This is a genomic window from Streptococcus sp. GP0011 (assembly GCF_030546305.1).
In the GTDB taxonomy this organism is placed as follows: domain Bacteria; phylum Bacillota; class Bacilli; order Lactobacillales; family Streptococcaceae; genus Streptococcus.
In genome coordinates this window covers 101,999-117,796 of the sequence record NZ_JAUONR010000001.1, presented here as the reverse complement: position 1 = coordinate 117,796, position 15,798 = coordinate 101,999, and the positions used below count along the sequence as shown (strand labels likewise).

Below are 15,798 nucleotides of genomic sequence, written 5' to 3'. Positions count from 1 at the left end.
TTCTTTCTATAAAAACTAGGTCAAGAATAACAAAAAGGACTTGTCAGTTTTATCACACCATAACGAAAGGTGATTCCTACATTTCAGGCGCAAAATCGTACAGTTCAGAGAAAAATATCAAAATTAGCTGTCTTCAGTTTATAATATAAATATGAACAAATTAAAAGAAGAAAATTTGAGAAGAGCTCTTTCTCATATTGAACGACATAAACAAGCCATAAATACAAGTAATAATAGTGAGGATAATGATTTTCATAAATTATTACTCCAATTTAGCTATGAAGTGTATGAAAGAATCAAGGCTAATAAAAAACCTTATCCGAATTTAGATTCAGATAAAGTTTTTAACCATCTAACAAGTTCACATTTTTTCCTTATTTTTGGAGTTTATGAAACGCCAACTGAAACCTAGAGCCAAGATCAGATTGACGAAAAGGTACACAGCAGTAAAACTAGTTAAACCATGTTGTCTAATATCATCAAAGTATAAAGCCGGTTCAGTAAAGAACAAATAAATTCCATACCCCTCTACGAAAATAAGAAAACTGACAAAACCAATCAGGAAAAGTCCACTGGCAATAAGAAAGAGTCTCCATAAAAGAATGAGAATTCCTCCTACCGCTAAAAAAATTACTGGTATAAGGAGTAAATCATTCATGACTTTCTCCTTTCTAGTCAATCAACTGACGATAATGGGTGGCAAGAGAGGAATCAAACCCTTCTAATTTTTGAACTAAGTCCAAATACTCCTCTTTTTCATGTTCTTCAAAGTCCACACTTCGATGATTCTGAAGAGAGATTTCCAATTGACTAGTGAGTTCTCGTTTAGAAAAACTGTAATCCCCCGTCACTTCCTCATAATTTTCCTTTAGCTCCTTGTAGGCTTGGTATTCTTCAGGCGTTTGAAATCCCTGTACCAAGGCCTCTTCTAATTGATAATAGGTATCTTCCATCATAATCGTTACCTCGTTTCTTTCTATCTTTATTCTACCGCGCTTTTCTTTTCTTGTCCGCTATTTGTATCTATTTTTTAATCTAATTCAAAAGAAAGTTGTTCTTGCTTTTCTTTTACTTTTTCGTGGAATTGCCTTAAGGCCTGATCAATAATATCTAAATCCGTTTCTGTTTCAATCAATGGCGAGAGTACATCGTATTCGGCCTTTTTAGTTTGATATTCCTCTTCCTTTGGAAAATTTTTCTCAATTTCTACCTTAGCAGTAGTCCATTTATCCTTTAATTCATCCAATAAGTTCTGAGTTTTCACTTGGTCCTCTTTAATGTGATCAATCGTATGCTGAAGCCTTTGAATTGTCCCCAAAGGAGAATACAAATCTAAACTGACAGAATACTGATTTTCTCCTACAATCTTAACAGAGAAGGTTTCAGGAAGAGGTTGATTTGTTGGAAGACTAAGCATTTTAATATCAAATCCTCGATAGCTTGCTAGGGTTCGGAATTCCTTGCTGTCAGCTTTATTATGACGGATAAGACGGTGTAGGGATTCCCCTGCTTCAGCTCGTTGATCAAAAGCTTGCTTACCTACTGTCATAGAAAATGCATGGTCTTTCGACATTTCAGACTGTTGAATATCTCCATTATACTTGCTTAATCGTTTCTCAAGAATGGGTATATTTTCTTCACAGTAAGAAATTGTATGACGATAGTGATCCTTGCTGCGTTGAAAGGCGCGTCTTTGGTTTTCTAATAGGCTTAAATCATTCTCTAGTTCCATCTTATATTTGAGATAAGGATTACCTGTTGCTAGTGCCTTAAAATCAGAAGCTGTCATAGTCTGTTCATCAATGTCTTCTGCAGCACGAATCGGCTCCTTAGAAGTCATAATCTGCTTAATATAACGAAGTTTGTTCTCCTGAGTTGCCCATAGATAATTATCAAACGAACCTTTAGTAATGTAGTGGTAAATATCCACTTCCTTATTTTCATTTCCTTGTCGGATAATCCGTCCATTGCGTTGCTGAATGTCACTTGGTCTCCACGGTACATCCAGGTGATGAACTGCTTTCATCTTGCTCTGAACATTTAAACCTGTTCCTCCTTTTTCAGTTGAAGCAAGGAGAATCCGCACCTCTCCTGCATTGACCTTTCGAGACAAACTATTCTTCTTTTCATCACTATTGGCATCATGTACAAAGGCAATTTCTTTACTAGGGATTCCTCTATCAACTAATAAAGCCTTTATTTCAGAATAGACATCAAAGCCATTATCCTTTTTCTTAGGTGTGCCAATATCTGAAAAATCATCTGAGTAGCCTTATTTTCCATTCCCTCACGATAAATTCTCTCAACATTATCCACTACCTGAAGCAGTTTATGATTGTCTGCTAGACTATAGCTAGAGTCCAATAAACGCATATCAATAGCTAGTTTTCGTGCCTCACCCGTAATTTTTAACATGTTATCCTGGCTTGGATCAACTGTTCCACATTTAACCTCATCTGACCTCATAACTAATTCTTCTAAATAGAGTTTCTGGTTTTCAGTTAACTCACTCTCAATAGGGATAATATGAGCTTCTGGAACAGGTAAATCCAACATATCTTGTGTTTGAATGTCGGTTGTTTCTTTATAGATTTTCATCAACTCAGGTAGATTAACAAACTTTTTAAATCGTTTCTTAGGTTGGTACTTATCCCCTGTAGGAGCTAATTCCATAGAGTTTTGAATTTCTCCAAAAGCACCTACCCAAGAGTCAAAATAATCGACTTGATAGCGTTTTAAGATATCAGGTTGAATGTAGTTCATCATAGTGTAGAGCTCACTAATAGAATTTGAAACGGGTGTTCCTGTCGCAAAGACAATGTTTTTAAAATCATGTTCTTCCTGAATCTGTCGAACCTTCATTTCCATATCCACATTCTTCTTAGACGTTGTATTGGTAATCCCTGCTACATTTCCAAGTCCAGTAATCGGACGAATATTTTTAAAGTGATGTGCTTCATCCACAAAGAGAAAATCAATTCCTAGGTTTTCAAAATCAATAAAGCTATCACGATTGAAGCGTTGGAGTTCTTCCAATTGTTTCTCTAGACCACTTATTGATTGCTCTGCTTCTTTAACAGTATACTTATTTTCAGAATATGTTTTAATCTCTCGTAGTTCATTGAGTTTATCCTCAATATAATTCATCTGTCTTTCCTTACTGACAGGGATTTTTTCAAATTGAGAATCCCCAATGACAATGGCATCGTAATCTCCTGTAATAATACGAGAAACAAATTGTTTTCTTCTCGCCTTCACAAAATCTTTCTTAGTGGTCACAAAGACCTTTTTAGTAGGGAAAAATTTCATGATTTCTTGGCCAAACTGAGCAGACAAACTAGAGGGCACCACATACAAGGGCTTATGAACCATCCCCAACTCCTTTAATTTAAACCCAGCACCAAGCATGGTCAAGGTCTTTCCTGAACCTACCTCATGAGCTAATAAAGCTCTTTTTTCTTCCACGATTCTTTGAATAGCATTCTCTTGGTGAGGACGAAGACTGATGTTTTGAGCCAAGCCATCAATGACTAAATGGCTACCGTCATACTCTCGACTAACCGTCCGATTATAAAGACGATTATAACTTTCTTCAATGACTTGTTGGACTTCTGGATACCGTGATACAAAGTCTTGAAAGAGTTCTTGTAAATGCTGCTCTTTTGCCCTTAGAACAGAGGTTTTTTCCAAATCTGTGATAGTCTTTTTCTTTTCTCCTTCCGAAACAGTCATAGTAATCGTCGGTTGGTTTGAATTAAGTAAATTCTCAAAAATCTTTCTTCCTGTATCATAACGTGACCCACTGACTCCAAGACTACTATCTTTGGCACTTGGATAGCGATAAGCAAATGATGTCCTTAAATGAACCTGGCCATCGACAGGATTCACTTCAATGACTTGTTCAACATCTGGCGAAGACAATTCAAATTCACGATTGGTAAAACATTCAAAGGCAAATTTACCATAAACGGATTGAGGAATCCAACGTGACCCTATTTTGAACTCAATATCTGCCAGATGAATCCTTGGAGGGCGAACAGATTCTAACAAATCTAAAGCATGGTTCCAATCATATTCTTGGTTGTTTTCCTCCACTAATAGTTGAACTACTTCTATCTTGTTGAGAATATCTCCTGACAAAAACTGGTTCTTAGAAAGATATTTTTTTTCCCCTCTTAAATAACTTTCTGGATCCATTAAAACCTGGTCACCTAACTCATCTAAAATAGCAACTTGGCTATGTTCGGGATAAATTGATACCATATAGTCTAAATCAACCCCTCTACCATCCGATAAACTAGAGTTTAAGGCATCTAGAGCCGTTGAAACTCTTGCAATCACTCTCTCTGGCCTAACCAATGCTTTCTCAAAGGCTAAAGATTTTTTATATTTTACTTTCTGATCTTTAGAATCAATGTATTCATCTTCTAAACTTGCTAGTAAAGAATACTTATCGTCATTATCAAATAAGTTCCGATTGACTGAGGCATTCAAGTATCCAAATTGACTTACAAAGCGGTCATAGTCATGATTGAGTTTACTAAGTAATACCTGAAAATCTGTCCGACTATAATCTTGATGACGTTGAATTTCAATTAAGGATTGATAGGTCTCTCTCAAATCAACCATGCCCTTAATCCGACTAATATCCTTATCCGATAAGGAACTTTCATAAAAGACCGTTTTTTTGAACAAGCCCTTATATTTCCCTCTTTTACTCGCTTCTTCTGACTTGTATACATCTAGTGCTTCCTCATCTGTCAAATGAAGTTGCACGAATCGATCTATTTTATGTTCAGACAAAGAACTGTCCCAGACTCTAAAATCTCCCTTCTCGTCTACATAATAACTAATTTCGTCCACTTTTGAACTTTTCCGAATGCCATGCGAATCTCGGTAATAAATTTGATTTCCCTCATATCCAAAAGAATAGAGCGCTAAGTTCTCACGAATACGACTTGGGATAGAATGATCCACTTTTTCTTGGATAAAAACAGGTTCTTTCAAAGAATTGTCAATTGGTTTAGGTGCCTCCACATTCTCTAATGCTTCCATAATGTCAGTAGTGAATGTTTCTGATTCCCCCTTAACATTGAGGGTTCCTCCATTAAAATTACGAACCTCATATTCACCCAAAACTTGTGTATTGTATTTCCCATCAAAATAAGGATTGATCCAGACACGCTTATCACTCTCAAAGGGAATAGAGCCACTAAAGACAAGCTCCTCCTCATGAAGATTCTTTGCTTGATCCTTTTGAAAGAAGAGGAGGTCTGTGGTCACTCGAGTACCTGCAATCTTTTTAAAAGCCGTATCCGGCAAACGGACTCCCCCTAAAAAATGAGTGTTGGATTTAATCTCTTGTAAGACATTATCTGTCCGCTTATCCATTGTGCCTATAGATGAGATAATCGAAACTTGTCCTCCGTCTCTTACTAAATCAAGTGAGTGTTTGACAAAGTAGTCGTGAATCATATAAGGTTTATCATAGTTTTTATCTGCAATGCGAAAATTTCCAAAAGGAACATTCGTTAAGACTAAATCAAAACTATTATTTTGATAGGGAACTTCTTCAAATCCTCGCACTTCAATATGGGTATTGGGATGGAGTTGTTTTGCGATCGCGCCTGTCACACTGTCTAACTCAACTCCATAGAGTTCTGATTTCTCTCGTATACTTCTAGGCATCGCCGCAAAGAAGTTCCCAGTTCCCATAGAAGGATCTAAAATCCTTCCTCCCTCAAAACCATCATCCAGTAATTTTTGCCAAATCTGGCGAATAATCATTGGGTCTGTATAATAGGCTGTGAGAGAACTTTGTTTCATGGTCGAATATTCTGATTTACTTACTAAGCTCCTAAGAGTTAAACGTTCTATTTCATACTTTGGATTGAGTTCATCGAAAAATTCATTGGCAAGGCCACCCCAGCCAACATACTTGGCTAATAGTTCTTGTTCTTCTGGATTCGCTTGTCGTCCCTCTTTTTCTAATCTTTTAACAAGTTCAATTGCGGCGATATTCGTTTCAATCTTTTCTCGATTTGTCTTTGGATAAAAGTCCTCTAAATCATTTGGAAAAACAAAATCTTGAACAGGGACATCCGTCTCTTCTATACCTGAAATTAGAGTTTCTATTTCTGTTTCCTTTTCATTTTCTTCTTCCATATAGGAAAACAAATCTATTTCCTGACCTTCACTTGATGAATCCATCTCAATCTCTAATTCTTCTTTTTCAAGTTCTACAAGAGACAAAACTTGTTCAATCTCTTTCAAACTGTTCAAGTATAAGATAGGATTCTCTTCAAATAACTGGTTGGAATCATTGAATAGCTCTAGGCGAACTAAGTCATTTAACTGTGCATTTTCAATCGAAACCAACTGAAATACTTGTCCTTTATAACTTACTTGTGAACCGATTGGATATTCCCTCAAAGCTTCTTCTACAATTTTATCGACATTAGAAAAGGAGTTAGTTTCTTCCGTTTCCTGTTCAATATCACTTGAAGGAGATAAGGATTCCTCTACTTGCTTAGACTTTTCTCTTATAGCCTTTACTTCATCAAAATGAGTAATAATCTTCAGCTTTTGTGTCAGTGGGAGTTGTTGGTAGTTTTCTTCACGATGAATAAGATCCGTAACTGTATCTAAAGTAGCCATCAATTCTGAACCCATATAGGCTAGAACATCTCCCTCTTTTTCTTCAAAATGAATCTCAAGAACTTCTTTTTTAAGCTCTTTTGAGTCAACCATTAGAAGAAATTCCTCTATATCTCTACTAATACGGTCAGATAGATTATTCGCAACTCGATAGACGTTGACTAAATTGACATCCTGATTCTGATGAAATAGAAGCTCACTTAGTTGTTCTAGCTTTTCTTTTTCAGATTGGATGTAAAATCGAGTGGAAAGATTATAGGATGCGACTTCTAGCACCAAGTTTTTCTCAAAATTACTTAATTGAGATAATTTACCTAGACCTGCTTGTCCAAAATTTCTTGTGTAACTTTCTAAATCTTGGTCATTATTTTCAGAACTGGCCTCTAGAAAAGAAACAATATCTTGATGAAAAGAATAGACTTGAGGTATCTCTTCTATCTTGCCCTCTTCAGTCAAAAAACTCTCTACCAAGTCCTGCCATTTCTCATCAAAATGTTGTGCTTGATAACGAAGGAATAAGTCCATTTTCTCTCTATCTTTGGGAATTGTTCCACGAAACATAGCCAATAATTGCATTACTTCCATACTCGCTCCTTTCATCTATACGAAAATAGGAGAATCACATGATTCCCCTACAACTCTATCTCCATTTCAACCTCTTGAGGACTGGTTTCTAAATCACTAGACAAAAGAGAAACGGCATCTGTTCTCATGTAGTAAGTATATAAGTCTTCTAGGTCTTGTTGGTTTTCAATCCCTGTTTCAATACTAATCAGAGCCTGTATAAATTCCTTGTAGTGACTCTCCATCATACCTGAAATCTTTTGTTTCATTTCCATAAATACTGATGACGGTTCAGTTATACTTATTTGGTCTAAGTCTTGAAAATCCTTTTCTAAGGGATTAGTTCCTTCTTCTATTTCCAATAAATCTGAACGACCATCACCATCAGAATCTGCGCTAAGAGGATTGGTTCCTAGCGCCAATTCTTGAGCATCAGTTAATCCATCTTGATCCGAATCACGTTGATAAATGGCTTCCATATACTTCCTTCTTTCCTAGTTAATCTTTTTTCACTCCAATCCTACCAAATATTCCTTGAAAGAAGTATCACAACAAAAAAAGAGAACGAGCCAAAACTGCGTTCTCCTTAAAATGTAAAACATTACTATTAAAGTAAAAAAGACGACTTACAGAACCTGTAAGCCACCTAGTCAGTCGGTTTATTCTGGTGTCTGCCACCGCTTGGCCCTTACGCCCAAGATTGCTATCGGATTTCGTTCTGGTGTCCGCCACCGCTTGGCCCTTATGTCCAAGATTACTATCAGATTGACCATGAGCCGACTACTCATTTATAGACATATTGTATCTTTAAATAGCTACAATTTCAAGTATCAACTTCTTTATTTCACCGTATAGGCAAAACTGATGGCACTATCTACTTGCGAGATTTTTCTAAAGGTATAGTTAGGGTTGCCACCATAGTTTGTCTCAGACACGAGGAAAGAACCATCATCATAGATCTTCTCTACAAAGGCCACGTGACCATAGTCTGTTGGTGTGCCATGTGTACCTCCTACAAAAGAAACAATGGCACCTGCTCTTGGTGTAGAGCCCGTTTCCCCACCAAGACTTGAAGCTGTCACAACCCAGTCCTGACCATTCCCCATGGTATTAATGATTGAAATCTTCTCTCCGTTTCTACCTTTTAGCTTTAATCCTAACTGGTTCATACGAGCCGCAACACCCCATGTACATTGTCCATAGGCATAGGCCATACCATCTCCACCACCAGGAACAGAATGCTCATACAAGTCCCCACGAACCCCTTCAAGGGATTGCGGGTCACTCTTAGCCTGTCCTCCATTTGTTTGGCTAAAGCCTTTTTCAATTTGGTAATACCATTCCGTTGCTCTGGTTTGTCTTTCCAGTAGTTTGTCACCAGAATTTCCCTCCCAATAGGTAAGAAAGAGTTGGGCGAGATTGGCAGCACTGCCTGTATTTCCAAAGAAATCCTTTAACCAACTTTGATAGTAAGGACTATCCCCATGAAGCATAAAATCAAGTTGTAGGTCTAAATCATACCACTTCTTATTTTGGCTGCGTGCATAATTCAATAAAGCTGTATGACGTGTTGAACCATCTGCAGTATCTGTCCATTGACCTAACCCCAAACCTCTATGAAGGATATTAGGATAAGCACCACTATAAATGGCTGGACCTCCAATTGCTAACCAGGTTTCATCATCCCATGAGGAATCGGTAGCGCCAACAGGAGGAGATAAATAATCCCCTTCAGCACGTTTAGGATTAATAGAAGACTCTACCGACCAATTTCCTAAAATTGCCGCAATGGCTTGGGGACTTGCCCCTTGAGATTTCAAAAACTCATAAATATGTTTTGCTCGTTCAAACTCATCCCCACCAAACTGACCAATGGCAGGTAAGATAGTAGTCTGAAGTTGAATGACTTTTGGGAAATAAAATTGCGGATTGACATACACCAATTTTTCTTTCTTATTCTTATACTTTTGGTAGGAAACTTTCAAACCTGTATCATCTGGTGTTTCACCTATAACATCACCCGTTAGAACTCTTGTCCCCTCAATCGCACGGCCATTATGAATGGAATATAAGGTTAAGCGACTCTCATTCTCTCCTTTTCCGTTAGTGATAATAAAAAAGGAGGACTTCTACACTTTGGCGTAAAAAGTCCTCTTTTAGAAATGTATTCTTTTTCTATTATATTATTTAATAACGCATAAAAATTTTCCTAAACAAAATATCTTACTTTCACACGATAAAAGAAATTCACATACACTTATATTTTCTATTATCATGTCATGATATTTCATATTTTTATCTCCTTACATCTTTAAATTTCCTTTATTTTGATTTTTCAAATATGAGTATCTCTATGGATATTTACAAATATATAACATTGTCAGCTATCGAATTTAAAAATTCTTGGTCATGTGAAACAATGAATATTATTTTCTTATCGCTTTTACATTCGTTGATCAGATGGGATATGTTCATCATATTGCAATAATCCATTCCACTAGTAGGCTCATCAAAAAACATAAGTTTAGATTTTTTACATAGTACAGATGCAATTGCTACCCTTTGCTTTTGTCCACCTGACAAGCTCATTGGATGACGATCTTTTGATTCATATAAATCAAGTTTTTTCAGAATATTTTCAACATAACTACTTTCAATATTTTTTATTCCAAGACCTACTTCACTTGCAATAGAATCGGTAAAAAGCTGATGGTTAACATCCTGCATTACAAGGGATGATATTTTTAGCCTATCTGATTTTGAAAGTCTTTTGCCGTCCAAATAGATTTCATCCTTCGATTTTCTTTCTAAGCCTATAAGGCATCTGAGCAAAGTGGATTTACCAAGTCCGTTTGTTCCTACTATGCCGTAAATTTTTCCCATTTCAAAAGAGAGGTCTTTTAAATGCAATTTTTTATCTATGCCATTAAACTTAAATTCAATGTTTTTTACTTCTAAATTTCCCTTATTTTCATTTTCGGGTACTGTAAGTTTTACTCTATTCTTATTTCTTAAACCTAACTTCTTTAGCTTTTCAGACGGTATTTTCATAAAATCTATTTGAGTATATTCCTTTTGTATTTCCCCATCTTTAATCAAAAAAACTCTATCTACAATATCCATTAGATAAAATATTCTATGTTCTGAGATTATAAGAGTTTTCCCCTTATCTTTAAGTTTTATAAGCATTTCTTTTATGATTAAAATGTTTTCTTCATCAAGATTTGATGAAGGCTCATCTAAAACAATGATTTCCGTTCCAGATATATAACTTGCAGCAATACATAAAATCTGCTTTTCTCCACCCGAAAGCTTAAAAATATCTCTATTTAAAAGATGTTCTATCGGAAACAAATCCAACATATCATTTAGTCTTTCATCCATTTGTTTTTTTGAAAGTCCTATATTCTCCAAATAGAGAAGTAATTCAAGAGTAGTATTTATATTGAAAAAGTGTGTCTTTGGATTTTGAAATACATTTGATACTAAGAGCGATATTTCGTATAATTCGAGGTTTTTAATATCTTTATTATCAATCCTGATAGTTCCACCCATAGAAGCTCCATCATATCGTACAGCTAACCCATTGATAGAATTTATAATTGAAGATTTTCCGCTACCACTTTTCCCAGTAAATAATACGCATTCGCCTTTTTTTACATCTAAAGAAATGTTTTTTAACACTTTAGGAGAATTTCCATAAGATAGAGATAAATTTTCAATTTCTACCATAAAGCTCCTCCTATAACCATAATCAGTATTGAAAGCACATAAACAAAATCAACTGTTTTCGTTTTGACGGATATGTACCTAGTTTTTTTAACAGGATTTTCAATACATTTTGTTTCTGCTGCCTTTGCAATATCATCAGAAATATTAGAAGACATAACAAGTAAAGGCACAATTACATACTCGATGTATGAAATTGGATTTTTAAATGTAATACCCCTTATTTTCATAGCAAGTTTTATATTGTGACTTTCTTCCCTAAATGAAGGAAAAAACCTAAACATTACAGCAATTGGTATAGAAACAGTACGAGGTAAATTCATTTTATCCATTGAGGATATTACACTTCCTACATCCGATGTTTTTAAAAAAAAACTTCCCGCACTAAATGGAAGATAAAACATCTTACATACAGCAAATAGCATAAAAAACATCATTAAAATCGCATTCATATTTCTAATTACATCAAGATTAGGTATCAAAGAAAGAACCCCAAAAAATGATATGTTTTTTAAGGCTTCTTTCTTAAATCCATTCATTAAAAAAAGAAATGAAATAAGAAGCACAATTCCCCATTCAAAATAGGTATTTACTTTATAAAATACAGCAAATCCAAGTGAAAAACTTACTAAAATTTTACTAATTGGATTGGGATTATATGGATTGTCTAAAGAAACGAGCATTATACAATACCAGCTTTTTCGAAATGCTTTTTCAAAAAGACTTTACCGATATATGCGCCGAGTATCCCGCCGACAACAGCACCGATATATACTAATACCATACTTCGATAATTCAAAAGTGCTATGAGCTTCATTATATAATCGTGACCCATACCGCCTGTTTCCGCCAGTTTAATAACCTTGTCTTTAGCCAACAAAACTTGCATAAGGAAACCACAAATCCAAGTGTTGAATACGACAAATGAGAGCATATTAAATTTAAATGATTTATATTCTCCTTTTTTTCTTAAAAGTTCCGCAATTGCCATACTGATTACAGCATGTATCAATATTACATATGTATTTCCCATTGCAATTGCTAAAAGACTACAAATCAACCCAAGTATAAATAATCCCCATGATTTTTGAACTTTTGCCATAAAGAGCATTATAACTATTCCTGTTATAATGCCTGCCAGTGTAGGGTATGCCAAGTATAAAATCGGTACAATACCAATCATTCCCGAAGCAAACATAAGTACAAAATATATTACTGTAAATACACCTATCGTAACTAAATCTTTAATTCTTAATTTTTCCATTTTTATATTTTCCTTCTAAATAAGTTTTCACTGAATATTTGATTTTCTAAGCATTGCTTTATAAAATTCCGAGCTTTTACAAAGTTCTTCATCTGTCCCTATCGCTTCTATTTTTCCGGCATTTAATAAAACGATTTTGTTTGCATTTCTTATTGTTCTTAATCTATGAGCAATAACAATTGCCGTTTTTTCTTTTATAAGTTCGGATAAAGCCTCTTGAATTAGACTTTCATTTTCAACATCCAGAGATGCTGTAGCCTCATCAAGCAATATGATTGGTGCGTCTTTTAGTATTGCCCTTGCTATTGAGATTCTTTGTCTTTCTCCGCCTGAAAGTCTTTGTCCGTTTTCACCTATTACTGTATCTATTCCATCCGGCATTTTGTCTATAAATTCATAACATCTTGCTATTTTAGCCGCTCTTATAATCTCTTCATCTGTAGCATCTTTTTTACCGATTTTTATATTATCTTTTATGCTTGAATTAAAAAGAGTAACATCTTGGAAAACGATAGAGAAATTTTTAAGGAGTGTTTCCGGATCAATTTTACCGATGTCCTCTCCCCCTATCAAAATCTTTCCTTTATCTATATCCCAAAATCTTGCAGCAAGCTTGGTGAGAGTTGTTTTTCCGCTTCCGCTTGAACCGATTAGCGCAGTGATTTCACCCTGCTTTGCAGTAAAGCTCACACAATTTATTACAGAATAATCATCATATCCGAAATAAACATCCTTGAACTCAATATCGTAATTTTTAATGTCAATATCTTTTTTGCCTTTTTGAACAGGCATGGTCTTTATTTCCTTTATTCTCCCTACAACCGCATCAAGCATAACTATCATTGACATAAAGGTGATTATTCCTTCTATAGGAAGATAAATACTTGCTGTAAGCATTAAAAATGCGATATAAACCAGCGCACTTACCTCCCCTGCCATAAGCATGTTGACGCCGATAACGGCAACACTTATAATTCCAAGCTTTAAAATTGCGGCAGCTATTCCTGTAAGTGTTCCGGCTACAACTTCACCTTTCGTCTTCTGTTGTGTGGATGCATTTAATTTTTCAAAAAAATCATTTAACATCCTATCTTCTAAGTTGTAAGATTTTATTTGCTCTATCTGCTCTATATTTTCCTGTAGATTATCAAAAACCTTACGATTATCATCTATCCAGCCTTGTACTATTTTTTTCTGACTTTTCTTTGATAAAAATATAATCAAAATAGAAATGGGAATTACCCAAAGGGCTGCAAGTGCAAGTTTCCAATTATAGAAGATAAGCATTAAAGCAATAATACTTGTGGATATAGCCGTTGAATATATATGAGGTACAGCATGAGAAAAAATTGTTTCATATAAGTTCATGTCATTCATCATGGTTTCCGCAAGGTCTGCCAAATCTCTTTTACCAAAATAAGAAAGAGGTAATTTCTTTAACTTTTCCGCTAACTCAATTCTTGAATTTGCACTCTCGTTGTACACATTGGTGTAAAGTCTTACATAATCCCACCTCGCTATTAAGAACATCACAATCATCATTACTACAATTAGTGCAATATAATGAACAGAAGTAAAATTGTAACTCTCAATACTTTTTAAAATGCCTATATACTGAAACAGAAACATAAAACCGATCATTGGTGCGAACAATTTAGTTAAATTAACAAGCGTGTGTGAAAATATGGCTTTTTTTAAGTTAAGAGCGCCTTTTTCTGACATCGCATATTTTTTCATAAAATAAGAAACCATATGTTTAACCTCCTATCTTCCAATTTACGGATTTTTGATATTCTTCCCAAAGTTTTTTGTAAGGCCCACTCATACCGATTAAATCTGAATGCTTGCCTTCTTCTACAATTTTCCCCTTATCAATAACAAGAATTTTATCCGCATCTACTACTGTAGATAATCTATGAGCAATCATCAATGTTGTCTTGTTTTTTGATAGCTTCTTAAAAGACTCTTGAATTAAATGTTCATTTTCAGGATCTGCAAAGGCTGTAGCTTCATCTAAAATGATAATATCTGCATCTTTCAAAAAAGCTCTCGCTATAGAAATCCTTTGAGCCTCTCCTCCTGAAAAATATGTGCCTTTAGTTCCGTAAACAGTATCAAGTCCTTTATCTAAATTTTTAATAATATCTTTAGCCCCTGAATTGATTAAGGCATTGTCAATTTCTTCATTAGTTGCATCAGGCTTTCCGATTAAAAGATTATCTCTTAAACTCATTTTAAATAGTTTAGAGTTTTGAAAAACAAAAGCAATTTTTCTCATTAAAGCCTCTTTTTCAAAATCTTTTATATTAATTCCTCCAATATAAATTTCACCTGTTTTAATATCGTAAAATCGTGCAGCAAGCCTTGCTATAGTAGTTTTACCACTGCCTGATGATCCGACTAAAGCAACTCGTTCTCCTTTATTCACCTTAAATGAAATATCGTCTAATACATTTTCATCTTCATAAGAAAAGCTTACATTTTTAAACTCTATCCCAACATCAGAACTTGTTTTATTTCCATAAACAAAATCATCAAACTCAAGTATATTTTCAATTTTATCTAAAGCAAGTTCTGCAAAATAACTGTATTGTGTAATCGTCGCAGTTCTCATAATAAAAGTAGCAAATGCCGGTCCTATTAGGAAGTAAATAACAGAATCTGCAACTACATTAGATAAGTTTCCATTAAATTTTATTAAGAGTAATGCCACAGGTACCAAGAAAAATGCCGTCGATGTAGAAACGGTTTCAAACCACGACATTTTATTCGTATAACTCATAGTAAGCTTAAGTACATTGTCTTTTGTTTTTATGATTAACGAATATAACTTATCAAAGCTCTCAACACTTTGTGCAAATGTTTTAACAACAGGAATTCCTCGAACATATTCCACAGTCTGAGAAGATAAATCGGAAAGTCCTGCATAATACTCATCCTTCATTTTTTTTGTTTCGGTTGTCATCATAGATGACATCAATGTCATACCGATAATCATCGGTATCATACTGGCAAGTCCTAACTTCCAGTTAAACACGAAGAAAAATACAAGCAGGACGATTGGCGATATAATGGTCATCGCCATATCAGGAAGTTGATGCGCTATAAAAGAATGGGTTTCAGACGCTCCGGACACAATTACATTTCTTATCCTTCCGCTTTCTTTGTCATCGAAATACCCAAGCGGTTTGTTTATTAGTTTTGTTACGGAAGTCTTAATAATGTTATCTTCCACTTCAAATGCAAAAATATGGGATAAAATTAAACCTATTAGGTATATAAAAAGCCCCAGAACGGCAAAGACTGCTGCATAAATTGAATTTTCCTTTACATAATCAAAATTCACCATCCCATTTAAAATTAAGTTATTTACAATTCTATGAATATATACCATAGGCATCAAAACCATGACACCTGATACAGCAGACATAACCATAGCAATATAGAGTAAAAAACTTTTTTCACCACCGTAAGCCATTAGTCTTTTCAGTATTGATTTCTTCTTATCCTTCACTGAACAACTCCTCCTTTTTTTAAAATTAGCAAACCCTATAAATAGCCTTTTTAGACTGATTTTAGAGGCT

The 15,798-nt window shown here is 34.8% G+C and carries 9 protein-coding genes and 3 pseudogenes; 1 reads left to right on the top strand and 11 read right to left on the bottom strand.

Annotated features, from left to right (window positions below; translation table 11 throughout):
• Positions 1-151 precede the first annotated feature (151 nt).
• A pseudogene (locus Q4443_RS00560) lies at positions 152-346 on the top strand (hypothetical protein); the annotation flags it as partial.
• 15 nt (positions 347-361) lie between these two features.
• On the opposite strand, the gene Q4443_RS00555 reads toward Q4443_RS00560, so the two are convergent.
• The 11 genes and pseudogenes from Q4443_RS00555 to Q4443_RS00505 all read right to left on the bottom strand — a co-directional run bounded on the left by Q4443_RS00555 (position 362) and on the right by Q4443_RS00505 (position 15,728).
• Positions 362-658, bottom strand: a complete 297-nt coding sequence (locus Q4443_RS00555) for a DUF5966 family protein (protein ID WP_049519572.1) — start codon at positions 656-658, stop codon at positions 362-364.
• Between the two features lie 13 nt (positions 659-671).
• Positions 672-956, bottom strand: a complete 285-nt coding sequence (locus Q4443_RS00550; RefSeq protein ID WP_049519571.1) for a DUF5962 family protein — start codon at positions 954-956, stop codon at positions 672-674.
• Between the two features lie 74 nt (positions 957-1,030).
• A pseudogene (locus Q4443_RS00545) lies at positions 1,031-7,242 on the bottom strand (SNF2-related protein).
• Positions 7,243-7,289: 47 nt separating this feature from the next.
• The gene (locus Q4443_RS00540; RefSeq protein WP_303407826.1) at positions 7,290-7,700 is read right to left on the bottom strand and encodes a cell envelope biogenesis protein OmpA; all 411 of its coding nucleotides are present in this window, start codon (positions 7,698-7,700) and stop codon (positions 7,290-7,292) included.
• 180 nt (positions 7,701-7,880) lie between these two features.
• The gene (locus tag Q4443_RS00535; protein WP_303407825.1) at positions 7,881-8,009 is read right to left on the bottom strand and encodes a hypothetical protein; all 129 of its coding nucleotides are present in this window, start codon (positions 8,007-8,009) and stop codon (positions 7,881-7,883) included.
• Positions 8,010-8,060: 51 nt separating this feature from the next.
• Positions 8,061-9,335, bottom strand: a pseudogene (locus Q4443_RS00530) (phage tail tip lysozyme); the annotation flags it as partial.
• A gap of 247 nt (positions 9,336-9,582) precedes the next feature.
• On the bottom strand, positions 9,583-10,953 hold the full coding sequence (locus tag Q4443_RS00525) for an ABC transporter ATP-binding protein (protein ID WP_048773348.1): 1,371 nt from the start codon (positions 10,951-10,953) through the stop codon (positions 9,583-9,585).
• Positions 10,947-11,636 (bottom strand): energy-coupling factor transporter transmembrane component T, encoded by a 690-nt coding sequence (locus Q4443_RS00520; protein WP_162837406.1) that lies wholly within the window; start codon positions 11,634-11,636, stop codon positions 10,947-10,949. Before Q4443_RS00520 ends, Q4443_RS00525 begins: the two co-directional genes overlap by 7 nt.
• Positions 11,633-12,220 carry an MptD family putative ECF transporter S component gene (locus tag Q4443_RS00515; RefSeq protein WP_042768183.1) on the bottom strand — a complete coding sequence of 196 codons (588 nt, stop codon included), beginning with the start codon at positions 12,218-12,220 and terminating at the stop codon, positions 11,633-11,635. Before Q4443_RS00515 ends, Q4443_RS00520 begins: the two co-directional genes overlap by 4 nt.
• A 21-nt stretch (positions 12,221-12,241) precedes the next feature.
• A complete protein-coding gene (locus tag Q4443_RS00510; protein ID WP_049519566.1) occupies positions 12,242-13,966 on the bottom strand; it encodes an ABC transporter ATP-binding protein in 1,725 nt (574 codons plus the stop codon).
• Between the two features lie 4 nt (positions 13,967-13,970).
• Positions 13,971-15,728 carry an ABC transporter ATP-binding protein gene (locus tag Q4443_RS00505; RefSeq protein ID WP_000653339.1) on the bottom strand — a complete coding sequence of 586 codons (1,758 nt, stop codon included), beginning with the start codon at positions 15,726-15,728 and terminating at the stop codon, positions 13,971-13,973.
• Between the last annotated feature and the right edge of the window lie 70 nt (positions 15,729-15,798).